This is a genomic window from Paenibacillus sp. RRE4, from assembly GCF_031844205.1.
GTDB classification, from domain to species: Bacteria; Bacillota; Bacilli; order Paenibacillales; family Paenibacillaceae; genus Paenibacillus; species Paenibacillus xylanexedens_B.
The window spans coordinates 2,669,087-2,694,058 of the sequence record NZ_JAUZUT010000001.1 but is presented as its reverse complement, the minus strand read 5'-3'; the positions used below and the strand labels follow the sequence as shown (position 1 = coordinate 2,694,058).

Genomic DNA, 24,972 nt, shown 5'->3' with positions numbered 1-24,972 from the left:
CCTTCTCACAGATGGCTGTATAGGGGGGTAAAAGAGTCCGTTTTACCGGATAATTCACACCCTGGAATCGATATAATTATATCGTAACCTACCTTAGGAAGCCATGATGGAGAGGATGAACACAACATGTTAAAGATAAGTGACCTTCGGTGTGAATATCGGTTGAATCCAATTGGTTTGGATGTCAAGTCACCCCGACTTAGTTGGAAGTTGGAATCAGATCGTAGGAACTGTATACAGGCGTCTTATCAGGTTCAGTTATCTCATACACCCGATTTTGCAGTTATCATATGGGATTCACAAGAGCTGACATCAGATCAGTCTGTTCATGTCGAGCTCGAAGGTTTTCAACCTGCTGCTCGAACGCGTTATTTTTACCGGGTTCAGGTTTGGGATACATTTGAAAATTCCTCAGGATGGTCTGATTTCGCTTATTTTGAGATGGGACGCATGGAACTCAGCACCGATTGGACCGGAAAGTGGATTACAGCCAGCATATCTGGTGAACCTGATTCATCCTGTCCACGCATGAGAAGATTCTTTCAGATTGTGAAACCTGTTCTCCGTGCAACCATTTATGCTACGGCACTTGGAATGTACGAGTTACATTTGAATCATACCCGGGTAGGTGAGGATTATTTTACGCCAGGTTGGACGACTTATAGTAAGCGTTTGCAATATCAGACTTATGAGGTGACCCATCAGCTTAAGAATGGAGAAAATGTGCTTGGAGCCTATCTTGGAGACGGCTGGTACCTGGGACATCTTGGTTGGAAGATTGAACGAGAGAATTACGGTTCTACATCTGCTTTACTGATGGAGCTTCATATTCGATATGTTGATGGCTCGGAGGAGATCATCAGCTCGAATGAAGAGTGGTCTACTGCACCAAGTGCCATTCGCATGTCAGACATTTATATGGGGGAAACCTATGATGCGCGTATGGAGAGCGACTGGGGAGACCAATCTCAAGGTGCATGGTTACCTGCTCAGGTCCTTTCCTATCCGAAGGACATCATCGTCGCGCAAGAGAATGTACCTGTCATGCAGATGGAGCAACTACAGCCCATAGCTTTACTGACAACACCGCAAGGAGATCGGGTACTCGATATGGGACAGAACATGGTAGGCTGGGTGAGATTCAGCATCGAGGGGGATGCAGGGCGGACGGTTGAACTGCACCATGCCGAAATATTGGATCACAAGGGGAATTTTTATATCGATAATCTTCGTTCTGCCAAACAAAGGATACATTACACCCTCAAAGGAGGTGGGATGGAGACATATGAGCCTCATTTTACTTTTCAAGGATTCCGCTATGTAAAATTAATCGGGTTCCCGGAAGAGGTTGTTTTAGATCAGTTTACAGGAGTTGTCCTCCATTCCAGCATGGAACGCACTGGCCACTTCTCCTGCTCCAGCCCGTTGGTTAATCAACTCCATCACAATATTTTATGGGGACAAAAAGGGAACTTTGTTGATGTCCCCACAGATTGTCCACAGCGGGATGAACGGCTGGGATGGACAGGGGATGCACAGATGTTCATAAGAACCTCTGCTTATCTGATGAATACAGCCCCCTTCTTTACGAAGTGGCTTCGGGATTTGCGAGCAGAGCAAGGGAAAGACGGGGGCGTGCCGTTTTTTGTTCCGGACCTGAGAAACTCAACCTCTGAAGGCTGGGGAGAGACAAGTCATTCCTCGTCTGCCTGGGGAGATGCGGCGGTGATCTGTCCATGGGTCATGTACGAAATGTATGGGGACGTGCGATTGCTTAAGGAGCAATATGAAAGTATGCAGAGATGGATTGCGTATATTTATGATCAGGGAGAGAATGTTTTCCTCTGGAATACAGGGTTTCATTTCGGGGATTGGCTTGCACTGGATTCCAAGCCAGGCAGTTACGTTGGGGCGACGGACATTCATTATGTCGCAACTGCATTTTATGCATACTCCGTTTCATTGACTCGTAAAGCTGCGGCTGCACTCGGTAAATTGGAAGATGTTAAGGTTTATGATGAGCTACATCGTAATATTGTCAAGGCATTCCAAGATGAATATGTCACTCCTGCAGGCAGACTCGCAGTTCCAACGCAAACAGCGCATGTACTTGCCTTACAGTTTGAACTGTTGGAGACATCTGCTCGTACTCGTGCTGCTACGCAATTGACTGAACTATTAAAAGAAACACAAAATCATCTTACAACCGGCTTTGTGGGAACACCTTATTTGAATCCGGTATTAAGTGATATGGGCAGAAATGATCTGGCCTATGAATTATTGTTGCAGGAGGATTATCCGTCGTGGCTATACCAGGTGACGCAGGGAGCAACAACCGTGTGGGAGCATTGGGATGGCATGAGAGAGGATGGGAGCCTGTGGAGTGCTGATATGAACTCGTTTAATCATTATGCCTATGGTGCTATAGGAGAATGGTTGTATCGTTATGTGGCAGGTATTCAGCCTGATGAAAAGCAACCCGGATTTAAGAAGGTTCATATCAAGCCATATCCAGGTCCGGGACTGGAATGGGCAGAGGCTAGTTTTGAGAGTATGTATGGCCAAGTAAAGTCTAGTTGGCGTCGACAGACACATGGGATAATGGAACTCTGTGTTCAGGTTCCTGCCAATACTAGAGCGGAGGTACTTCTGCCACATGCCGATCGTCAAACGATTAGGGAGAACGGCAGCCTGATTCATCAATCTGCTGATTATGTATTTTTAAACAAATCAGGCACAGATGTAGCTATGACTGTAGGCTCTGGGAAATATCGATTCACCTACAGGATGTTTACTGAAGATAGTGAATGTAGCTAAACCTTGTTTATTGAATATACTATAAATTAAGATTGTAATCTCCTCGCTAGCTGATTAAAATAAGATTTGGAATCTGAATTGCCGGAGACTATCTTTCTATTATCAGACACAAGTGAGGTTACAAGTATGAGTCAACCGGTTAATCGCCCCCGGCGCATAGAGTATCTCGATCTCTATCGTGCTATCGCGATTATGGCAGTTGTAGCGATCCATGCAACATCAACTGCTGTTGCGCATTATCCCAAAAATACATGGGATCATGATCTGTTTTATTTTTGGAATACATTTTTGCAATTTGCAGTTCCGGCTTTTTTGTTTTTATCTTCACTGGTTTTGTTCTATAACTATAGTGCCAAGCTAAACGAGAAGGGCTGGATGGCTTCTTTTTACAAGAAGCGATTATTTTATATATTTGTACCGTACGTTGCTTGGTCTCTAATCTATTTTGTCATCAAGAAGTTGATTGCAGGAAAGGAACCATTAGCATACAGTGTTCAGTTTGTAAAGCAATTAACCCTTGGGACCGCTCATACACATTTGTACTTTTTTCTGATTATTCTCCAGTTCTATATCGTTTTTCCATGGATATTATATTTAACAAGGAAACCATGGTTTAGAAAATATTTACCTTTGTATTTTATTGCAGCGCAAGGGCTGTTTTACGTATTGAATGTAAAGTTTGACTTCGAACGAACAGGCAGTCTGTTACCCAGTTATTTGATAGTGATCGGGTTTGGAGCATGGATGGGACTGAACTTCGAATGGTTGATGAATAAAATGATGCGCCTGCGTTATGTGCTGCTGGTTGCACTTATAAGCGGAGCAGCGATTTCGATGTACGCCTCTGGCATCATTAAAACAACGTTAATCGAATGGCCGGTTTTGATGTACAGTGTGTTGTTTATTGTACGAAATATATTTACACTTTCTGCTTGTCTCGTGCTCTTGGTTTTGAGTGAGAAAGTGGGTACGAGAGGCCGCAGGAGCGAATATAAAGTGTCACGCTTCACAGACTCTCTGGGCACAGTTGCATTTGGAATCTTTTTAATTCATCCTTTAGTTTTGATGATCTGGAGACTTGTGCTCACCGACGATTTTGCCCGTCACTTCAGCCTAGGCGTTGTGTTATCATTTATCGCATCATTGTTGCTTTCATGGCTCTGTGCGGTGGGACTACGCCGACTAAAATGGGGATGGGTTCTCATCGGACGGTAATGATACGTTCATTTTTTAATAAAATATGTGGAAAAGTACAAAGAGATTTCAATCCCTTTTAACAAGGAGATTTTGAAATCTCTTTTTTATTTATTACAAGAAAGGTATGATGATAGAATACCCTTAAAAAGAAATGAATGGAAAAATAGATTAAATATATACTGTTTAAGGATTCACATCCGATTACATTTAGGTGGAGGAAACTAATGAAACTAATTATTATCTTTGGACCGCAAGCAGTTGGTAAAATGACCGTTGGACAGGAACTGGAGAAGATCACCGATCTGAAGCTGTTTCATAATCATATGACGATCGATCTTGTATCCCCCTATTTTAGCTATAGCACTTCAGAGGGGAAGAGACTTGTAGGATTGTTTCGGGAGGAGATCTTTCGTGCGGTTGCTCAGAGTGAGCTCCCGGGTCTTATTTTTACTTTTGTATGGGCTTTTGACGTGGAGCAAGATCATGCCTATATTCGTCATCTTACCGACATGTTTGTTTCCCAAGGTGCGGAAGTATGTTATGTAGAACTAGAAGCGAACGTTGCAGAACGACTGGAACGGAACAAAAGCTCCAATCGTTTACTTCATAAACCAACCAAAAGAGACATTGCTTGGTCTGAGGGAGAATTATTGCATTCTATGAGAAAATACCGATTAAATTCCGAACCGGGAGAAGTTAAACATGAGCATTATCTTCGAATAGATAATACAAATCAAAGTGCTGAGCAATCGGCGCAATGGATTCGGCAACACTTTAATTTGTAGTTTAATACAACTGACCAGCTTGTTTAAGAATATTCATACTAAGGTTGAAATACTCTACTAAACAGGAGGATACGAATGTATTTCTTAATGCTTGTATTGGTAGGCATTGTTTTGTGTATTATGTTTCCTTATGGCCCAATCATCGTTGGAGGTATCGTCTTTGCCGTTGTTATTGATCAATACAGGCAGACGATGTATATGCGTCAAGATATACAGACGATCAAAAATCATCTGAAATTAATGACTAAAGAAGAGTCAGAAGATTACGAGGCGGATCAGGCATACAAAGATATAGATCAAATCTCATCCGAGAGAATGGAGGTTATTAATCGTAAGATTGAGGCGGAATTGGAGCGGGACAGCAAACATAAAAAAACATAATCCCAATCCAGGCCGTTAGCGTTTTTTAGTTGCATAAAACAGTGAAATGTAATACCATGAACGCACATATAGTTCACATTGAAGAGATAAGGGCATGTCCAGTAACCTTAAGTCGCAGGTATGGTTTGCCTTTTTCTGTATATTGGAGTGATGAAGTGAGAATCGAGAAGGTGTTAAACAATAATGCGGTAGTCGCCATCAAAGATGAACAGGAAGTTATTGTTATTGGCCGGGGTATCGCTTTTCAAAAAAAGGCGGGTGATCTGATCTCTGACCAGCATGTTGACAAGATCTTTACTTTACAGAATGAAGATATGCAGGAAAACTTTAAGGCACTAATTTCCAGTATTCCGCTTGAATATATGAAAGTGTCCGAAGAAATTATTGCTTATGCCAAGCTGAAGCTCGGAAAGAAGTTAAACGAGAGCATCTATCTGCATCTGACGGATCACATTCACTTTGCCATCGAGCGCTATCGTAACAATCTTCCAATTCGCAATGGGTTGTTATGGGAGACCAAGCAGTTGTATAAGGACGAGTATGAAGTAGGACTTGAAGCTTTAAATATGATCTGTGATCAATTTGGGGTGCTTTTGCCGGAGGATGAGGCCGGATTTATGGCATTGCATTTTGTGAATGCAGCACTTAACGAAGAGATGCCGAATATCCGTAGCATGACGCAGGTCATGCAGGAGATTCTCACCGTGATCAAATATCACTTCAAAATGGATTTTGACGAGAATGCCTTAAACTATACCCGTTTCGTTACTCATCTAAAATACTTCGCTCAAAGGATGGTTAAAGGGAAGCATTACAAGAGCAACAATGATGACGAACTGTTCCAGATGATTCAGAAAAAATACCCGGACGCATACAAGTGTTCCGTTAAAATCAAAAAATTTATTGAAAGTAACTACACCTATCAACTGACTGACGAAGAAATGATGTATTTAACGATTCATATTGAGAGAGTAGTCAACGCTACCTCTGAGTAATTATTCGGATTAACTTAACAAATAAAAAAGTGCTTGCAAATGTAGTTCAGATGTACTATGATGATTCCAAGAAGTAAGCGCATACATCATCAAACGGATTGTTACTGTTCAATCAGGCAATTCCGGACCGCAAGGTTTAAGGATGAATTAATGTGCTTGCCAAGCAATATTAATCAAATATCAATGTGTACAGCCTTACAGGGTTGCAACCGTTAAGGGCAAAACCTGAATTGCTGAATAACATGACTGATTTCCGGATTTCCGGTACGTTGTGATTGTTCAGTAGTTCAGGTTTTCTTTGTTTCACAGGCATGGGGAGTCTACTTAGAGAGGAAGAATGACAATGAGCAACTACGATCAATTGGCAAAGGACATTCTGTCACGGGTTGGTGGGCCTGAAAATGTAAACAGTGTATTCCACTGTGTAACCAGATTGCGGTTTAAACTAAAAAATGAAAGCGTAGCCAAAACAGAAGAACTGAAAAATATGCCAGGAGTCATCACTGTAATGCAAAGTGGAGGGCAATATCAGGTTGTAATCGGCAATGAAGTGCCGGATGTATATAAAGCAGTGGTTAAAGCGGGCAATTTGTCTGCTGAAGGTCAAGTGGATGCAGATGATGCAGACTCGGGTCCAAAAGGCAATTTGTTTAACCGTTTCGTAGATATGATCTCCGGTGTTTTTACTCCAGTACTCGGGTTGCTTGCGGCGACAGGGATGATCAAAGGTTTCACAGCGATGTTCGTGTCCCTAGGGTGGATTAATAATACGGAAGGTACGTATGCGTTGTTAAACGCTATTGGAGATTGTTTGTTTTACTTCTTCCCGATCTTCCTAGGATACACAGCCATTAAAAAATTCGGCGGAAGCCCGTTCCTGGGTATGGCCATCGGTGCATCGTTAGTCTATCCGACACTTGCGGGGATCCGCGCTGGTGAGCCGTTATACACATTGTTTACAGGTACCTTGTTTGAATCACCGATTCGAATCGAATTTTTAGGTATACCGGTCATTTTGATGGATTATGCCTCATCCGTTATTCCGATTATCATAGCCACGTTCTTCGCAGTCAAAATTGAACGTTTCTTCAAAAAGGTTATGCCTAAAGTAGTGAGTAATTTCCTGGTTCCATTTTGTACGTTGCTCGTTATTGTACCCCTTACATTTTTGGTTATTGGCCCGGTTGCAACATGGGCAGGTCAACTGTTAGGTGCATTTACATCTTCCATTTACGGACTGAGTCCGTTACTTACAGGTCTTGTAATCGGTGGTTTCTGGCAAGTGTTCGTCTTGTTCGGACTTCATTGGGGACTCGTTCCATTGGTATTCGTTAACCTTGCGACGCTTGGTTATGATTCGATTCTGGCACTTTCTTTTGCAGCGTCCTTTGCTCAGATCGGTGCAGTGCTTGCGGTTATGCTGAAAACGAAAAGCCAAAAGATTAAAACACTCGGTGCACCTGCTTTCATTTCCGGTATCTTCGGTGTTACTGAACCGGCGATTTACGGTGTGACACTGCCACTTAAAAAACCATTTATCATGAGCTGTATTGCTGGTGGTATTGGTGGAGGTATCCTTGGTTTGTTCGGAGCAAAAGGCTACATCATTGGCGGTCTTGGGATCTTCGGTTATCCGAGCTATGTAAGTCCTACAGAAGGAATGAATTCCGTATTCTTCTGGGTTGTTGCAGCTACAATTGTCGCATTCATTCTTGGTTTCATCCTGACTTATGTTGTGGGTTTCAAAGATCCAGTTGAAAAAACAGCTGCTCCGGCACCTGTACTTGATCCTAACCCGAATAACCGTTATGAAATTGTTAGCCCAATGGCTGGTGAAGTGGTTGAACTGAAAGAAATTAACGATGTTACGTTTGCTGGGGAACATATGGGTAAAGGGATTGCCATTCGTCCAACCAGTGGTAGAGTGGTGTCCCCGATTACAGGCGTTGTGCAAACCGTATATCGTACCAAACACGCAATTGGTCTTGTGACAGATGATGGAGTAGAGATGCTGATTCACATTGGTCAAGATACGGTGCAATTGAAAGGCCAACACTTCACTGCACACGTCAAAGATGGTGACCGTGTCAATGCAGGTGATCTGATCATGGAGTTTGATCTGCAAGCGATTAAAGATGCGGGTTACGAAATCGTGACTCCAGTAATCATCACCAATACTTCCAGTTATCTTGACGTTGTCCCTACTAAAAGCCAGACTGTGAACGAGCAGGATAAACTGCTGACAGTACTCAATTAATACGTGCTTTAAGTGATCAAATCTTTGATTCTGTATGCCTATGATGAATAGGAGGAGTAATTCGATGTTTGAAAAAATGAAGGCTTTCCCGGATGGTTTTCTCTGGGGAGGAGCAACCGCGGCGAATCAGCTGGAGGGTGCTTATCTTGAAGGGGGAAAAGGGTTAACGACGGTTGACCTGATCCCGATTGGAGCCAATCGTTTTCCGATTGCGCTGGGTAACCTGGATTCGTTTGAACCCAAAGAAGGAGAGTTTTATCCTTCCCATGACGCGATTGATTTTTATCATCGTTATAAGGAAGATATCGCATTATTTGCTGAGATGGGATTCAAGTGCCTCAGGCTTTCGGTAGCCTGGGCACGGATTTTCCCGAATGGCGATGATCCAGAACCCAATGAAGCGGGACTTCAGTTTTATGACGATGTGTTTGATGAATTGTTGAAGTACAACATTGAACCCGTCGTGACCATCTGTCACTTTGATGTGCCTGTGAACTTGGTGAAGAACTATGGCGGCTGGAAAAACCGCAAGATGGTCGAATTTTTCGAGACTTATGCCAAAACACTGTTTACTCGTTACAAAAATAAAGTGAAATACTGGATGACATTTAACGAAATCAACATGCTGCTTCATCTTCCTTATATCGGCGCAGGAATTGTGCTTGAGGAAGGCGAGGACAAAGATCAGGTATTGTATCAGGCGGCTCACCATGAGCTCGTTGCAAGTGCGCTTGCGGTCAAAGCTTGTCATGAGATTATTCCAAGTGCACAAATTGGATGTATGCTGGCTGCAGGTATGGTTTACCCTTACAGTTCACATCCGAAAGATGTGTGGAAAGCGATGGATAAAGACCGGGAATCATTTTTCTTTATTGATGTACAGTCCAAAGGAGAGTACCCGGGTTATACCAAACGTTTCTTCAGAGAGAATAATATCCGTATTGAGATGCAACCGGAAGATGCCGCAATTTTGAAGCAATATACCGTTGATTACATTGGTTTTAGCTATTATGCAAGCCGTTGTACAAGTGCTGATCCTGAAGTGTTGAAGGACTCCACCGAAGGAAACGTGTTTGGATCGGTGAAGAATCCGTATCTTCAAGCGTCCGAATGGGGCTGGACCATTGATCCCAAAGGGCTTCGTATTACGTGTAACCAGCTTCATGATCGCTACGGCAAACCGTTGTTTATTGTCGAAAACGGACTCGGTGCAACCGATGTATTGCTGGATAATGACACGGTTGAAGATGACTATCGCATTGAGTATCTGAATAGCCACTTCGCTGAAATGGCCGAAGCGATTCAGGATGGCGTAAAACTGATCGGTTACACCAGCTGGGGTCCCATTGATTTGGTTAGTGCAGGCACGGGTGAGATGAAGAAGCGATATGGCTACATTTATGTAGACAGAAATAACGATGGAAGCGGGACACTTCGCCGCGTAAGAAAGAAAAGTTTCCATTGGTACAAAGAGGTTATTGCAAGTAATGGCGCAAAATATTTCTAGACCAAGAACAGTCCCGTTCGCACGGGATTGTTTTTGGTTTGGATGGATGTAACATTATGGGACTTGCACACTTTGATAAGCATTCAGCCTTCCGTATGTCCAATAGACGCCTGAACCGGATACAGGATCTGAAGCGAAACACAGGGCATCCCGGATTTGGGCATTTGTTTTGCCTTGGGATGCGAGTAAAGCGGCCACACCGGCAACTTGAGGAGCGGCCATAGACGTTCCGCTAAGGTAAGCGTACGAACCACCAAGATAGGTGGAGAGGATGGTATCACCCGGTGCAGCCATATCCACCCAGGAGCCATAGTTGGAGAAATTTGATTTCAAGTCGGAAGAGTTGGTGGATGCAACAGCGATGACGTTGGCATACGACGCAGGAACAATCGGGAATGACGTATTGTCGTTACCTGCTGCTGCAATAATGACAGCTCCTCGATCCCATGCATACTGAACGGCGGCTTGAAGGAAAGCATCTCCTGTCGGTCCACCCAGACTAAGATTGACTACTTGAACCCCGTTATTGGCTGCAAAAACAAGCCCGTTGCCCACGTTTCCAATGGTTCCTTGCCCGTTGTTGTCCAGCACACGAAGCGGAACGATGGAAGCGAAAGGCGCTGTACCTGCAATGCCAACACCGTTGTTGGTAATGGAAGCAGCGATGCCAGCAACATGGGTGCCATGTCCGTTTCCATCCTCCGGAATGTTGTCATAATCGACGTAATCGTAACCGGGCAAGAGCTTGGATGCAAGTTCAGGATGATTTAACTGTACACCCGTATCAATGATGGCAATTTTAATCGAGCTGTTACTCTGATTGATATCCCATGCAGCAGGCGCATTGATTTTGGTGAGATTGTACTGATAAGGGAAGAAGGGATCGTTGGGTATAAATGAAGCTTCAACCAGATAGTTGGGATGTGCATGTTCTATGAGATCATGATGCTTGTACTGCTTGAGCATCCGGTGCATTTTTTTGCGAGATTCGATTCGGTACCACCCGAGGTCTTCATAGGTTTCGGCGACTTTGCTTTTCGTTTTTCGATGAAGGGTGTGCATCTGATCAGGGGTTGTACCTTCTTTGAACTTGAGTAACAGTTGATGGGGGGCGTGAGGATCGAATTTATTTGCTTCCCTTTGGTCGACATAACGAAGGGTAACCCAGGTGGAAATCAAAATGAAAACGGCCAAGATGCCTAACCATAACCACATCGGCTTTACCCCTTTCTATATTGGATTCTGACACGCCTTATCCTATGCGGAATCTATGAAAATGCGCGGGCTTGCTTCCAAATTGGTCGTAAGTATAGCTAGACTCATAGGTTTGAAATATGCTCATTTGATAGGTTTATTAGAATTCGTTAAGATGAAGAGGAGTATTTTATAATCGAAAATAAGGATTGTGATATGGTTGACAGAACATCAGATGAAGCCCGAAGTAAGACCTGTTCAATCCCATGAGATTCAGGAAACGATTGATTTTGCGATGCGTGTGCGTAGTGAAGTGTTTCCGATGATGGATCATAGCGTATTGCCTAAGGATTTTGAGCAGTTCAACGAACATTATATGAACCGGAATGATACTGTTTTTGTGATTGCACGAGCGGGCGAAGCAGGTATTATCGGCTCGATTGGCATTGTTCCTTATGATGGGCGAATTCAGGTGATTGAAGGTCGTTACCCCGAGCGCACTGTAGCTGAGATTGTAAAATGTTACGTTGATCCTGCCTACCGCAGGTATGGCATTGGTTCACTGATGGTAAAAGAACTTAAACGAATCGTTACCAAAATGGAGTATACAACGTTATATTTACATACCCATCGTTTTCTGCCGGGAGCCGTGGATTTCTGGGAACGTCAAGGGTTTACATGTATTACGGAAGAAGAAAATGAATGGCAAATCGTGCATATGAATCAACCCATCAACAATTAGATCGGAGAGATGTATAAATGTACACAAGTCTGATTGAGAAACTTGCCCACACAAAGGCGTTAAAATGGTTCCCGAACCGTCAAGTCGAGGAAAGCTGGATCGTTGAAGTTGAACAGGAACTTGGATTTTTGTTACCGCCTTCCTACCGATGGTGGCTTCTAAATTATGGGCAAGCGATGTTAAGCGGGACAGGAATTCTAACCATTACTTCATCAGAGCACAGAGAGTACACGGATACGGACATTCTCTATATCTACAGACTTGCAGATGAACAGGCAAAGCAGGAAGGAAAGCTGGAACTGTTTATACCGGATGAGGATGAATATTACTATTTCGATACACGAATGGCTGATGCAAACGGGGAGTTCAAGGTGATGCGTTTAGATTACTTTAATGGAGAGCCTGAAGTGTATGCCGATTCTTTTGCCGAATTTCTGGAAAAGTTGATTGATCAACGAACACCTCGGAACGCGTAGTACATTGAAACGGAAGATTTCAGACTGAGAATACAACTGGGGGAATTACAGATGAGTAGCATAAAACCAAAAATTGTATTTATTGATATTGACGGCACATTGGTAGACGATGAAGGTAACATCCCTTTGTCTGCTCAAGGGGCTTGTAAACAAGCGCGTAAGAATGGACATCTGCTGTATTTATGCACAGGCCGCTCCAAGGCTGAGATCTATGATTCGATCTGGGATGTAGGCTTCGACGGATTGATTGGAGCAGGCGGTGGATACGTGGAGTATGGTTCTGACGTGTTATATCATAAAAAAGTAACGGCAGAAGATGTTCGTCATATGGTTGATTTCTTCAATGGACACGGCATTGATTTCTATCTTGAATCCAATTCAGCATTGTACGCAAGCAGTAATCTTCAATCCCATTTGGAACGCCGTATCTATGGTGATATCGAGAATGATCCAGTTGCCCGGGAGAAAAAGGAAACTAAACCTCATCCGTTTATTGCAGGGTTAACCTACGGTGAAGCCGATCTGTATAAAGACGACGTAAACAAGGTCTGTTTTCTGGAAAGCCCGGTGGTTCCCTTTGAACAAATCAAACAGGAGTTTGAAGGCAAATTTGAAGTGATTCAGTGTACCGTACCTGTGTTTGGAGAGGGCAGCGGGGAATTGATGATTCCGGGAATTCACAAAGCGATTGCGATTGCGGATCTGTTAGATCATCTGGGAATGTCGAGAGAAGACACATTGGCCATCGGCGATGGCATGAATGATGCCGAGATGCTGGAGTACTGTGCTGTGGGGATTGCGATGGGCAATGCGAAGCCTGGGCTGAAAGCCATTGCTGACGATATCACTGGCTCCGTGGAAGAGGATGGTTTATATCACAGCTTTGTGAAGTATGGATTAATAGAGGTATAATTCTATTCACTTTGAATTGAAGAGGTGAGAAGAGTATATGTCAGAAGTAATCAAAGTGGAATTTGAAATTAGTGCTTGGGGTCATGAAACGACTCAGAATCATGGAGATTTTTTTCAAAAACATGAGATTCTGAGAATACGAACTTTACCTAAGGATACTACGCTAGAGCAGGTTGAACAAATGGCGAAGGACATGATCGCTGAAATTAAATCGGTTTATCCAGAGCCTGAGCAAATGGGGGTCAAAGTTACAATGAGGGCCAAAGAAACAGGTGGATTATTCACATATCTAGGGTAGGAATATGCGATGAGGAATAGTACGGATGAATAACTTTGATACGTTATTACATCTCGTATAACATTTGTTTTTTCTTTGACCGATATATGAAGAGGTATACGAAATCATAAGACAAGGCGAAAGGAGTGTATATGATGGATATCGCAGCATTGTCTATGGCGAAGAGTCAGGCTTCGCTAGCTCAGGCAGCAAGTCTGCAAGTGATGTCAATGACCAAAGATATGGCACAGCAGCAAGGTCAGCAAATGGCTGAGATGTTGAAGTCGGCCACAGCTCCCCACCCTAATCTGGGCGGAAGTCTTGATATTTCCGTATAAGTGAGTTTGAGCTAAAGCTTACAATTATGGATGTGTTACACAAAACGTGCAACAAGCAAAATGAGAAGTAGCTTCAATTCGCGGGAATTGGAGCTGCTTCTCATTTGTTTTGCCTGATAACGTCAGTAAGCTTGAATCAATAAACAGGTCCTATAACAAGACCTATCTTAAACTGATCTGGATAAGTCCGGTGTAAAGCTTTCAAAAGGCAACGTATCCTTCAAAGTCCATAACTCATCGTAACTGGAAATCTGCACATCAGCTTTGGAGAGATCCTGATCGCCCGAGCCCGGATTATGATAGCCGATGCAACGCATGCCTGCACTTTTGGCAGCTTGAACCCCGTTGCGTGAATCCTCTATAACGAGGCAATGTGCTGGAGAAATGCCGATCTGGCTAGCTGCTGCAAGGAAAATGTCCGGCGCCGGTTTGCCGTGTTCAACCTCTTCACCAGTCAGGCGAACATCAAAGTACGCACCTAATCCTGTTTTCTCCATGATTAGATCAATGAGTGCCCGAGGAGAAGAGGAAGCAACGGCAATCGGGATGTGTTGCTCATGTAGCCAGCGAATCCACCGTTCTACCCCAGGCATAGCCACAAGCTTGGCATGAGCTAACATCTTTTCCATGACATGTTGCTGATGATACGCAAGAATCTCTTCCAGCGGCACCTTGACCTGATACTTGTCGATGACTTGTTGCCACATGGATTCTAGCGTGACACCGACAAAAGAATGATGTTCTTCCAACGTCACAGCGGCCCCGAAATGATCAAATGAACTCCGCTCTATCTCGAAATAAATCGGCTCACTATCGATGAGAACGCCATCCATATCAAAGATGACCCCTTGAATCGAAACGTGACGATGTTCATCCTCTATTTGATTCCTGTCCAGACGTCCAGCCACTTGATCTGCTGTCATGCTGCATTCCTCCTCTGAATGATGTCCCATATGTTTTAGTGTAACTGCTTTTTATTCAGCATTCCAGCAAGCTACGAAAAATGAATTAATTGGATTGCAGTACAACCTTGATAGCATGAGAGGAGGCTTGTAAGGTGCGTCCCTGTATATCGCATCCAAGTGTGCGGAATGCTTCTTCGTAATCTTCCAGCGGAAAGGAATGGGTTATAATTTTTTTGGCAGGAATAATCTGTTGTTCAATCATATAATGTGCGGTGGCAAACGTTCCAAGCGAGTCAATAGAGCCGATAATTTTCAGGCTGCGATCCACAACTTCCTTCGGGTTAAAGGACGTATTTCCATCCCGTAAACCAACCAGCATCAAATAGCCGCCACTGGCGAGCTGTGATAATACTTGAGTGCCTACAACACCAGTGGTATCTACAATCATATCGACTTGTCCGGTTGTTGGAGCGATATCTGTAATGGCTTGCTCAAAGGAAGCATGAACTTGCCAGCGTTCTGGTGCAATGGAGCCTGCAATAGCTAAGCGTTCTTCGGAGATGTCGACAAGACTTCCCGTTACGCCTTTGGAAGCGAGTGCGTAGCTGTACAGAATGCCAATGGGTCCAGCCCCAAGAATAATCGTTCTGAAATTCGGCAACAAGTGAATCTGGTTAATGCCTGTCAACATACAGCTTAGCGGCTCTGTTAAGGTAGCTTCTTCGTAGCTAACATGATCTTTTAATGGATATAAGAAGCGATCTTCTGTCACGTAATAATCCGTGAACGTGCCATCTGCACTTACTCCCGTTTCCGTAACAGACTTGTGAGTACAGTGGTTCTGCCTTCCTGTCCTGCACATGTCGCATTGACCACAGTAATATGTGGGATCGATGACGACACGATCTCCTGGTTGCAAAGTGGTGACGGCGGAGCCAACAGCAATTACTTCACCTGCGGATTCATGTCCAAGAATGACGGAAGGAATCGCATGATATTTTCCGCTAACAATGCCTAAATCTGTTCCGCAAACCCCGGTTGCCCGTATACGCACAAGCACCTGATTATCTCTGGTAATTTCGGGAACAGGTCGTTCCTCGAGTGCGACATCCCATGCCGATTTATATACTAATGCAAGCATGATGGAACCTCCTTTTTGTAGGAACTACATTTTTTCAAACTACATTTCGATGCTAAAATAACTTCCGATCATTAATGAACGCTCGCGAGGACAGAATCCAATCGATCCACAATCTCGACCAGTTCGTCTTCGGTCGTTGTCAGAGAAGGGCGTACTTTAACGACGTTGCCGAAGCCGTAACGTGAACTGCGCAGAATCAAATGTTGATCTTCAAAGGCCCGGTCGATGATTGCATTGGTTTTAGGAGTATCGGGCTCGTTGTGGTCACCCACGATTTCGAGCCCCCACATGAGTCCCACTCCGCGGGCTTCTCCGATGCTAGGATATTTCAGAGCGAGCTCCTGAAGCAGTCCGCCAAGCAAAATTCCCTTTCGTTTGACCGCATCCAGAAATCCCGGTTCTGAGACGACTTCCAGTGTGGACTTGGCAGCGGTCACCGAGATGAGATTACTGCCTGAGGTAAAAGAATGCTCGTGTTTTTCCAGTACATTCAATCGGGATTGCATCAGAACTGCAGCTACAGGCACACCGATACCGCCAAGGCCTTTGGCAAGTGTAATCATATCGGGCTGGATATCAAATAATTCGCTCGCAAACATCGTCCCCGTTCGTCCGACTCCCGTTTGGACTTCATCAGCAATGAGAAGCATGTCGTTCTCATCACATAATTGGCGAAGGCGCTTGAAATATCCTAGCGGTGGAACGATGTTACCGCCATTTCCGAGAATGGGCTCAATGATCATACAAGCTACCGAGCCTGAGCTGGCATACTCTATAGCATCAGATATCGCTTCAACACATTGATATCCGCACTCGCTACTTTCACTTCTGAACGGGCAACGATAACAATATGGTGCGGGTACATGAACCGCATTAGGAGCTGACGAGTTGGGAAAACGCTTGCGTCTAAAGGCATTACCTGAGATGCCCGTTGCGAATTGGGTCTGTCCATGGTGAGAAAGGTACAAGCTGATAATGTCCGTTGATCCTGTATACTTCTGGGCAATTTTAGTTGCACACTCATTGGCCGTAGACCCGGTAATATCCCGCATCCATCCGGCATCGATATTGTTCGGAGCATACTCAATCAAGTGTTCCAATACTTCATTGACGTAAGGTTCCGTGAAGGAGGAAGACATATGCGTAAGATTGCCGACTTGTTCCTGAATTTTATTGACTACATGTGGATGATTATATCCCAAGGACAGATTAAACGTACCCGAGACGCCATCTAGATATTCCACACCTGCATCGTCAATCAACTTAATCCCTTTTCCGACTGTAAAGCGGTTATTGGTTAAAGTTTGCATTCGGATTCCTCCAATAGTTTAGTGTACTAGCTAGGTGAACAATATGATTCATACCGGACGGTTTGGGCATCCCCCCTTTCAAGTGTTGAAGTCAGTAGGCTTTACAAGTTATATTTCTTTGGTTTGTTGTGGGAATGCAGAGCTCAATGATTCATTTCGAGTGTTCCACAGGTGGGAGAGGATCAACGTCAGCAATAACAGCAAACAAAATCCCGCTAAAATCATGATGGTGCCGACGATCGGCCATGCGCTCATACTCCATCCCGTGAGGTACTGTAACGTGGCACCGCCAATACCGCCGGAGGCAATCAATATACTCGTTGTCCTTTCCGTCATGCCAGGAATTAGCACATTCGCATAGACGAGTGCAATGCAGAATAAACCCGACATAAATAATCCTGTGCCAAAGATTAGCGCATATGTTACCCATTGACCGGACACGAATATCATAGATACCGTAAACAGCAATGTACCTATCGTGCTCCAGATCAAGAAGGGCATATAATTGACGGCTTCAGCGATTTTGCCAGAGAAAAGGCGTCCGACAATCATGGCAACCCACAGAATGGATACACTTAGGGAGGCGATAGATTCTTTCAGTTCCAAACGTTCTACCAGAATGGAGGGCAGGAAATTCATCAATCCGAGCTCCAGTCCCATGTAAACAAAGAAAAAGACAACGAAGAGGGAGAGCAACCCCAGATGTTTTTTGGAATAGCTGGCTTTGTTTGTCCCGTTTGTCCCTTGTTGTGTAGTATTTTCTCCGGCCTGTTCAAGGTATTGGGCGGCTGGGCGAGGCATGGTGACCCACGGGATCATGAGCATGAGCGCGCATGCAGCAACCGTAAAGAACGTCAAGTGCCACTGACCCAGCCAGATGAACAGGGCAGCTGCCGCGGGGATGAGAAGTGCGCCGAGGGCAAAAAATACATCCAGTTTGGACATGGCAACCGCTTTCTGATTTTCTGTAAATTCGATCGTGAAGGCGCCGACGGAAGGTTCAATGATGCCTGAGCCAAACCCGACAATAATGGTCAACAGAAGCAGGACGTTCCACGAAGGCAACCATCCGAGAACTATATAAGCTGCAATAATGCAGATCAACGCGAGGGTAAGCATCCATTTTCGACCAATTCTGGCCGTCATGGAAGGTGACACAAGTACACCGATAAGAAATCCGAGAAACTGCAAAAATAGTAGAAACCCCCCGTCACTGTAACCGCGCTCATAATGGGGTAGCAAAACGGGTAGAAGCGCACCAAGTACAACGCTGGTTATGCCAATCAACAGATAGAAGCCGCAGCTTAAAACGAATATTCTTTTCAAATGTCTACCTCCTCGAAGTGGATAACATTTTTATAAATTGAAATAAATGTTTATTTCATACTTAACTTATACCATAATTTTGAAATTGTACAAGCTTTTTATTGTAAAATTATGTTAAAGTTTGGCGAGGTCATTCTTTTTTTGTTTCATCCTGTCTGATTACAAGATTTATGTCGAAGATGACTCAGTTGCGTCACTTTTCATTTCATGAGAAGATGAGGTTCAGCGCTTTATAAGGTAAACGGAATGATTGATCAAAATAATGAAAGAACTTAGGGAAATACAGATTAAATAATGAGAAGCGGTGTAATATGTTAATCAACAAATACATAAGTGAGACGGGACATTTCTCCCGCAGGGAAACGACTCGGCGTATTGCAGCCGGAAGAATTACAATCAACGGCAGGGTATGTGTAAAAGGAGATACGGTTGCACCAGGAGACATTGTGCTGATGGATGGGGAGGAGATTCCGGAGCGGAATCCGGAGGACGTGTATATCGTTCTGAACAAACCTGTTGGCATCACCTGTACGGCAGCTGAACAGGTTGAGGGCAATATCATTCAGTTTGTGAATTATCCTTCACGCATTTTTGCAGTCGGAAGGCTGGACAAAGCTTCAGAGGGGTTGATTTTGCTCACCAATAACGGAGATATCGTGAACAAAATGATGCGTTCGGAGCATCATCATGAGAAAGAATATGTCGTCACCGTGGACAAGCCGGTCACTGATGCATTTCTTCAATCCATGTCACAAGGTGTGGAGATTCTGAATGTGGTTACCAAACCATGTGAGGTGTATAGACAAGATGAGAACGTCTTTCGAATTATTTTGACACAAGGGCTTAATCTGCAAATCCGCCGAATGTGCAAAGCGCTGGGGTACAGGGTTTTAAAGTTGGAGCGCATTCGCATTATGAATATTAGTTTGGATGAACGACTGAAAAGAGGGGAATGGAGACATTTGGAGAAACAGGAGTTGGGGTTGCTCATGTCTCAATTAGATCTAGATCAAGATCAAGATGAAGCAGGGGATGAGTAGTGATGGGCTTGCCCAATCTCGACACGACCCCGTTTGCCAGGGATCGTGTTTTTACATTGTGCACGTTTTTGCGTAACTTCTAACGAGAAGTGATTTATATGTCGCGGCGTAATTTTGCCGAAAATAGGTTGTGTTTTCTCCTTCTCGCCGTGCTCTCCGAAATGTAAGATCCATACAACGTAAGGGATGCGCCTAGTATGCTCACCCAGGTGATGCGTTCATGAAGAAAGAATGCAGATGAACCAACTGTAATCACAGGTACGAGATAGATGTATACACTTGTTGGAATCGCTCCCAGTAGCTTAACGGCTTGATTCCAAGTCACAAAACACAGGGCTGAGGCGCCCACACCGAGAAAGAGAAGATTCAATAAATTGGTGAGTTGTGTGAATCTTGCGACATTCAGGTCAAATTCAACTAAACCGAACGCTGGTAACATGAATAGCAGACCATAGAAAAACACTTTACGTGTTGCGCCTATAACATTGTAGTTTCGTAACCCTATTTTACGCATCATAACCGAGTACACTGCCCACACAGCAGGAGCGATAAAGGCAAGCAAGTCACCTAAGGGATTAAGCTGTAACATATAGCTTCCGTTCAGTGTAACAAGAATAATACCACACATCGCAATGCCAAATCCGATTAGAAAGCGGCGAGTTAACGTTTCTCCGTCCAGAAAAAAGTGGGCAAGTACAGCAGTGAAGAAAGGAGCGACGGATACAATGATGCCTGCGTTGGAGGCTGTCGTATATACCAAAGCCATATTTTCAATGAGAAAATACAAGGTCACTCCGCATAAACCTGCAACCATAAAAAAGGCTTCTTCCCGCCAAGAAACAACTTTCTGAGTACGTGGATAGATCATCCACAGGACGAGATAACCAATCAGAAAACGAAACAGTAAGATTTCAACAGGGGTAAAGTCTTTCAGCAACACTTTGGTTGAAACAAAGGTGGTCCCCCAGATGAGAATGGTAAATAAGGCAAGCAGGTGTCCGGCAACATGGTTGTGATTACGCATTAAAGTCATCGCTTGTTTTCCTGCAATCGTTTAGTTTCGGCACCGTGATTAAAAATACGACGATATTGTTTGGGCGTTAAACCAATCAGTTTTTTGAAAAAATTGGTGAAATGGCTTTGATCACTAAAGCCCGACTGGGCAGCAACATCTATAGGAAGTAGTCCCTGTTCCAAAAGGCGTTTGGCTTGATTGATCCGAATTGTTTCAAGATAGCGGTAGGGAGATATGCCTTTTTGACGAGCGAACTGTCGCAGTAAATGGTATTTGCTTATGCCCGAGAGCTCGGATAATTCATTCAGGCTGATGTTTTCCGAGTAATGGACTTCCATATAATCACACAGTTGCCGAATCTCCAACGTTATATTTTGTTCAGCTTCAGCCGTCTCTGTATCCGTGTAATCTTTCAGAAGTTGATCTAGTAGTAAGAAAAGCATTTCTTCTTTGCAGAAATCAGGCTGTTCCTCAAGTATGAGCTGATGCAGCTCATGGAGCGAGGAGACCAGTTCACTTTGGTATAGAACATGGGTGGTAAATCTCGGCAGATAAGTCTGTCCAGTAATTTCACACACGTACTCCAGCATAACTTCTGGCTGAATATTGATACAACGGTAATCCAATTTTCTTCCATCTACCTGCTCACAGGCATGAGGATCTTGGGGGTTGAAAATAATGATGTCACCGCTGTTTAATAGGTATTCCTCGTTGTTGCAGGTAAGATGCCGTTTCCCTTCTTCAATAAATCCAATCACATAATAGTCATGAAAATGATTGGGAAATTTCTGCATGATGCCTTCAAACTGATAAGCTTCCAGTTGCAAATCTGGATCATACACGACGGTTCGTATTTCTCGACTCATGATGCACCTTCCTTCTGGTATGTTTAGGTGATTATAACGTGCACCTGAGGCTGAATTCTTGAACAATATTGCTATTATACCGAAGCGGTGAATCGAGAACATCTATTTGAGTTCAGGTTATGTTTAATTTAAAATAAGAAAGGTAGAGATGAAAGATTTTCCGCCAATTAAATAAATGGTTTTCCTTCAATGGATAAGGAGATGGGCTGATATGTTTGAACACTTGGTTATTTTTAAATTTAACGATAAAATCACACCTGCGAAGCAACAGGAGTTTGTAGCTCAGTTACTTGCGTTACAGGATCAAATTCCCGGGATTGTTGATCTGACGGCTGGCGTGAATGTAACGGAGGAAACCGATCGCATTCAAGGGTTCACCCTCGGATTAAGAGTGACATTTGAAGATCAGGAAGCCTTGCGAGCATACGGTCCGCACCCTGCACATCAGGCATTTGTAGCCTCTCTGGATGGCTGGATTGAGAACGTGATTGTAACAGATTACCCGATCCCTGCGAAATAAAAGGAGCAACGAACACTTGGCTTCATTTCGAATGATTGCGTCAAGAGAAACTGTTTATACTTTGGAATTTCCATGCGACGACATAAATGAGTATGGGTTCACAAATGCTACATGAAGATAAACAAAGGAATTTCTTTGTTAGGAGAAGGAGTGTAACCCATGGAAAAAAGCGATTTAAACGCGGGCTGGAATCTGGAAGACAGTTATGCAGAACTGCCTGAAACGTTTTATACAAGACAACAAGCTGTGCCTGTCCAGTCTCCAGATTGGATCATTTTTAATCAAACACTGGCAGTCAGTCTGGGGTTGAACGCAGATGTGTTGCACAGCCCCGAAGGCACTGCTATCTTTGCGGGGAATAACATACCGGACGGAGCCGAGCCCCTTGCACAAGCGTATGCAGGTCATCAATTTGGTAACTTTAATATGCTTGGGGATGGACGAGCTTTACTTCTGGGTGAACAGATTACTCCGCAAGGGGACCGAGTTGATATTCAGTTAAAAGGTTCAGGACGGACGCCGTATTCCCGCGGAGGGGATGGGCGTGCTGCCGTTGGTCCGATGCTTCGGGAGTATATTATCAGTGAGACAATGGTTGGTCTGGGAATTCCTACGACACGAAGCTTGGCTGTTGTCTCCACAGGAGAGAACATTTATCGTGAAACAGAGCGCCCGGGGGCTATTCTCACTCGAGTCGCGGCCAGTCATATTCGAGTTGCAACTTTTCAGTATGCAGCCCAATTTGGTTCCGTAGAGGATTTACGTGCACTCGCAGACTACACTATACGTCGTCATTTCCGGCAAGTAGAGGGTAACGAACAGCGTTATCTAAGGTTCCTGCAGGAAGTGATCGAACTTCAGGCGCAGCTTGTCGCAAAATGGCAACACGTAGGTTTTATTCACGGGGTCATGAATACGGACAATATGGCAATTAGCGGGGAAACGATTGATTATGGTCCCTGTGCTTTTATGGATACGTATAACCCGGCGACGGTGTTCAGCTCAATTGACAGGCAAGGCCGATATGCTTATGGCAATCAACCCTACATTGCGGGCTGGAATTTGGCTCGTTTTGCTGAGACATTACTGCCGTTGCTACATGAAGATGAAGAGAAGGCTGTACAAATCGCTCAGGATGCCATTGCACAGTTCTCTGAATTGTATCACCACAACTGGTTATCGGGGATGCGTGCCAAGCTCGGTCTTTTTAAGGAAGAAGCGGAAGATGAGACCTTGATTAAGGATCTGCTTGAACTGATGGAAAAGCATGCTGCGGACTACACGAATACGTTTGTGGCTCTGACCCTGAACAGACTGGAAACTCTCACACTGAGTGACGAGTCTGATTTCAAGGAGTGGCATTCACGCTGGCAAGACAGATTAGGTAGACAACCGGAATCCAGCGATGAAGTGTTGGAGCAGATGAAACGAAACAATCCCGTAGTGATTCCGAGGAACGAGAAGGTAGAGGAAGTGTTGGAACGAGCCGAGCAGGACGGAGACTACAGCTTGATCCAGCCTTTGCTGGATATTCTCCAGCGTCCTTATGCTTATACGCCGGAACAGGAAGCATTTGGTGCGATTCCAGTGTCCTGTGACCCTTCGTATAAGACGTTCTGCGGGACTTAACATCTCTGTGAACCTGAGAGGAAAAGGTGAGGGCTGCCGAGAGGCAGCTTTTTCATTGGGAGCCATTATAATCGATTATATGAGGTTGATCTCACCCTAAATGTTAAAGAAGGAAGGTGGCCTTTGTGTCCAACTTGTTAAGTATGCAGGAGCTAGTCGGGCAACTCCTTAAATTGTTATCACGCACTTCTTATCCTATGGAGCAGATGGAGAGTTATGTAAACCGATTAGGTGAGTCGTTCAAATGGGAAGGTGCACCCTATGTCGAAATAGGCGATGGACATTATATTGTTACCATCTATGAACGCGGTGTACCGTCCCTGATTAAAAATCTGAAGCACGCGGAAGAGGTCCTCTACTGGTTGCTGGAAGATATGATTTTTACAGCCGCACATGTGAGCCTGCTTAAGAAGTATGGTGTCGATAATGTTAACGCTCATCTCGATTATACAACTGAAGTGTGGAAAGAGATTGAAGATAATGTACGGGCAGCTTTTCAAGCAATCGGTGATCCATACTTAACCTGGCATCTAGAGGGTAAACGAAGGGAACTGGAAACGGTTCAACCCAGGAAGGGGAAATCTTCGATATGAGCGAACAGGATATTCAGGATGTGTGGTATGATTACGCATTGACTTTTGTGGAGAAAAAGAATCAGTCTGCGCAAGGATGGACTGCGCTTTCCCAGACGGAACAAGAGATTGCAGCGTTGTGGCTGTTTGAGGCAGATGTTTATAACGGTGGTTTTATGCAATTCTTCTGCAACTGGGGAGAAGAGGCGTATAAGATCGCTTGCAAGGCACTTGAAACGATCGGCGCGAACCAGGTTTTGAGTAATGTGAAGCAGCAGTATGCTTGTTTTGAGCATTTGGAAAACGAATCTAGACTAACGGGGTTATGGGACATCCCGAAATATCTGGAGACGGAGCAAGAAGAACTTCTTGATGAATTGGATCAGCAGCTCTGGAATAACGAAGATCAGGTTGCAACGAAGGCTTACGCTTATTACCATGATCAGCTTCAAATCACGTTATAATTTATTTTGGCAGGATAAATTGCCTTCCAGCATGTATTATTTTCCCGGATCAGTACGATATCTTTGATATAGACCTGTTCATTATCGGAATACTAGCGCTTGCAATGTGCGGAACGTTTCGCTATACTGGCTATAATTATATACATGAATTACGTTGATAGAGCGCAGTAGCGGCTTTGTCCCTGTTTCAGAAAGTCAGGGGTTGATGGAACCTGACACATACAAGGGCTGCGAATTACACTCTGGAGTACTTGGGTAATGCCAAGCGGATGGGCAAACGATAACTTGCTGAAAGTGGTATGGATC

The 24,972-nt window shown here is 44.2% G+C and carries 24 protein-coding genes and 1 other annotated feature (1 of these 25 running past the window's edge); of the genes, 17 read left to right on the top strand and 7 right to left on the bottom strand.

The window, feature by feature from the left end:
• Window positions 1–126: 126 nt before the first annotated feature.
• The 7 genes from Q9R46_RS12110 (at window position 127) to Q9R46_RS12080 (ending at window position 9,939) form a co-directional block, all read left to right on the top strand.
• The gene (locus tag Q9R46_RS12110; RefSeq protein WP_311280224.1) at window positions 127–2,817 is read left to right on the top strand and encodes a family 78 glycoside hydrolase catalytic domain; all 2,691 of its coding nucleotides are present in this window, start codon (window positions 127–129) and stop codon (window positions 2,815–2,817) included.
• 126 nt (window positions 2,818–2,943) lie between these two features.
• Window positions 2,944–4,032, top strand: coding sequence for an acyltransferase (locus tag Q9R46_RS12105; protein WP_311280223.1), 1,089 nt, complete (start codon window positions 2,944–2,946; stop codon window positions 4,030–4,032).
• A gap of 206 nt (window positions 4,033–4,238) precedes the next feature.
• On the top strand, window positions 4,239–4,799 hold the full coding sequence (locus Q9R46_RS12100) for an AAA family ATPase (RefSeq protein ID WP_154957495.1): 561 nt from the start codon (window positions 4,239–4,241) through the stop codon (window positions 4,797–4,799).
• Window positions 4,800–4,874: 75 nt separating this feature from the next.
• Complete coding sequence (locus tag Q9R46_RS12095; protein WP_311280222.1) at window positions 4,875–5,180, top strand: hypothetical protein; 306 nt, start codon at window positions 4,875–4,877, stop codon at window positions 5,178–5,180.
• 155 nt (window positions 5,181–5,335) lie between these two features.
• Window positions 5,336–6,175 carry a BglG family transcription antiterminator LicT gene (licT, locus tag Q9R46_RS12090; protein WP_311280221.1) on the top strand — a complete coding sequence of 280 codons (840 nt, stop codon included), beginning with the start codon at window positions 5,336–5,338 and terminating at the stop codon, window positions 6,173–6,175.
• A gap of 343 nt (window positions 6,176–6,518) precedes the next feature.
• Window positions 6,519–8,432, top strand: coding sequence for a beta-glucoside-specific PTS transporter subunit IIABC (locus tag Q9R46_RS12085; RefSeq protein ID WP_311280220.1), 1,914 nt, complete (start codon window positions 6,519–6,521; stop codon window positions 8,430–8,432).
• A 64-nt stretch (window positions 8,433–8,496) separates the two neighbouring features.
• Window positions 8,497–9,939 carry a 6-phospho-beta-glucosidase gene (locus Q9R46_RS12080; RefSeq protein ID WP_311280219.1) on the top strand — a complete coding sequence of 481 codons (1,443 nt, stop codon included), beginning with the start codon at window positions 8,497–8,499 and terminating at the stop codon, window positions 9,937–9,939.
• 54 nt (window positions 9,940–9,993) lie between these two features.
• Here Q9R46_RS12080 and Q9R46_RS12075 read toward each other — a convergent pair whose 3' ends face one another.
• Entirely contained in the window at window positions 9,994–11,154 is a 1,161-nt protein-coding gene (locus Q9R46_RS12075) for a S8 family peptidase (protein WP_311280218.1), read from the bottom strand.
• A 199-nt stretch (window positions 11,155–11,353) separates the two neighbouring features.
• Here Q9R46_RS12075 and Q9R46_RS12070 point away from each other — a divergent pair, with 199 nt between their 5' ends.
• The 5 genes from Q9R46_RS12070 to Q9R46_RS12050 all read left to right on the top strand — a co-directional run bounded on the left by Q9R46_RS12070 (window position 11,354) and on the right by Q9R46_RS12050 (window position 13,878).
• Window positions 11,354–11,875, top strand: a complete 522-nt coding sequence (locus Q9R46_RS12070; RefSeq protein ID WP_311280217.1) for a GNAT family N-acetyltransferase — start codon at window positions 11,354–11,356, stop codon at window positions 11,873–11,875.
• Window positions 11,876–11,892: 17 nt separating this feature from the next.
• A complete protein-coding gene (locus Q9R46_RS12065; protein WP_311280216.1) occupies window positions 11,893–12,351 on the top strand; it encodes an SMI1/KNR4 family protein in 459 nt (152 codons plus the stop codon).
• 51 nt (window positions 12,352–12,402) lie between these two features.
• The gene (locus tag Q9R46_RS12060) at window positions 12,403–13,263 is read left to right on the top strand and encodes a Cof-type HAD-IIB family hydrolase (protein ID WP_311280215.1); all 861 of its coding nucleotides are present in this window, start codon (window positions 12,403–12,405) and stop codon (window positions 13,261–13,263) included.
• A 37-nt stretch (window positions 13,264–13,300) separates the two neighbouring features.
• The gene (locus Q9R46_RS12055) at window positions 13,301–13,561 is read left to right on the top strand and encodes a hypothetical protein (RefSeq protein ID WP_311280214.1); all 261 of its coding nucleotides are present in this window, start codon (window positions 13,301–13,303) and stop codon (window positions 13,559–13,561) included.
• 131 nt (window positions 13,562–13,692) lie between these two features.
• Complete coding sequence (locus Q9R46_RS12050) at window positions 13,693–13,878, top strand: YjfB family protein (RefSeq protein ID WP_397386344.1); 186 nt, start codon at window positions 13,693–13,695, stop codon at window positions 13,876–13,878.
• A gap of 167 nt (window positions 13,879–14,045) precedes the next feature.
• On the opposite strand, the gene Q9R46_RS12045 is transcribed toward Q9R46_RS12050, so the two are convergent.
• The 4 genes from Q9R46_RS12045 to Q9R46_RS12030 all read right to left on the bottom strand — a co-directional run bounded on the left by Q9R46_RS12045 (window position 14,046) and on the right by Q9R46_RS12030 (window position 18,560).
• Window positions 14,046–14,801, bottom strand: a complete 756-nt coding sequence (locus tag Q9R46_RS12045; protein ID WP_311280213.1) for an HAD family hydrolase — start codon at window positions 14,799–14,801, stop codon at window positions 14,046–14,048.
• Window positions 14,802–14,886: 85 nt separating this feature from the next.
• Window positions 14,887–15,924: a zinc-dependent alcohol dehydrogenase gene (locus Q9R46_RS12040; protein WP_311280212.1), complete on the bottom strand. Its 1,038-nt coding sequence runs from the start codon at window positions 15,922–15,924 to the stop codon at window positions 14,887–14,889.
• 71 nt (window positions 15,925–15,995) lie between these two features.
• Complete coding sequence (locus Q9R46_RS12035; RefSeq protein ID WP_311280211.1) at window positions 15,996–17,234, bottom strand: aspartate aminotransferase family protein; 1,239 nt, start codon at window positions 17,232–17,234, stop codon at window positions 15,996–15,998.
• Window positions 17,235–17,342: 108 nt separating this feature from the next.
• Window positions 17,343–18,560, bottom strand: a complete 1,218-nt coding sequence (locus Q9R46_RS12030) for an MFS transporter (RefSeq protein ID WP_311280210.1) — start codon at window positions 18,558–18,560, stop codon at window positions 17,343–17,345.
• A gap of 311 nt (window positions 18,561–18,871) precedes the next feature.
• On the opposite strand from Q9R46_RS12030, the gene Q9R46_RS12025 reads away from it, so the two are divergent.
• A complete protein-coding gene (locus Q9R46_RS12025) occupies window positions 18,872–19,600 on the top strand; it encodes a pseudouridine synthase (protein ID WP_311280209.1) in 729 nt (242 codons plus the stop codon).
• A gap of 94 nt (window positions 19,601–19,694) precedes the next feature.
• On the opposite strand, the gene Q9R46_RS12020 is transcribed toward Q9R46_RS12025, so the two are convergent.
• Complete coding sequence (locus Q9R46_RS12020) at window positions 19,695–20,624, bottom strand: DMT family transporter (RefSeq protein WP_311281016.1); 930 nt, start codon at window positions 20,622–20,624, stop codon at window positions 19,695–19,697.
• Between the two features lie 5 nt (window positions 20,625–20,629).
• Window positions 20,630–21,481, bottom strand: coding sequence for an AraC family ligand binding domain-containing protein (locus tag Q9R46_RS12015; protein WP_311280208.1), 852 nt, complete (start codon window positions 21,479–21,481; stop codon window positions 20,630–20,632).
• Window positions 21,482–21,692: 211 nt separating this feature from the next.
• Between Q9R46_RS12015 and Q9R46_RS12010 the strand changes: the two genes are divergently transcribed.
• The 4 genes from Q9R46_RS12010 (at window position 21,693) to Q9R46_RS11995 (ending at window position 24,666) form a co-directional block, all read left to right on the top strand.
• A complete protein-coding gene (locus Q9R46_RS12010) occupies window positions 21,693–22,001 on the top strand; it encodes a Dabb family protein (protein WP_090916867.1) in 309 nt (102 codons plus the stop codon).
• Between the two features lie 159 nt (window positions 22,002–22,160).
• Complete coding sequence (locus Q9R46_RS12005) at window positions 22,161–23,630, top strand: protein adenylyltransferase SelO (protein ID WP_311280207.1); 1,470 nt, start codon at window positions 22,161–22,163, stop codon at window positions 23,628–23,630.
• Window positions 23,631–23,755: 125 nt separating this feature from the next.
• Window positions 23,756–24,223, top strand: coding sequence for an Imm63 family immunity protein (locus Q9R46_RS12000; protein ID WP_311280206.1), 468 nt, complete (start codon window positions 23,756–23,758; stop codon window positions 24,221–24,223).
• Window positions 24,220–24,666 (top strand): DMP19 family protein, encoded by a 447-nt coding sequence (locus tag Q9R46_RS11995; protein ID WP_311280205.1) that lies wholly within the window; start codon window positions 24,220–24,222, stop codon window positions 24,664–24,666. Before Q9R46_RS12000 ends, Q9R46_RS11995 begins: the two co-directional genes overlap by 4 nt.
• Window positions 24,667–24,811: 145 nt before the next feature.
• Window positions 24,812–24,972, top strand: a binding site (T-box leader); it runs 82 nt beyond the window's last position.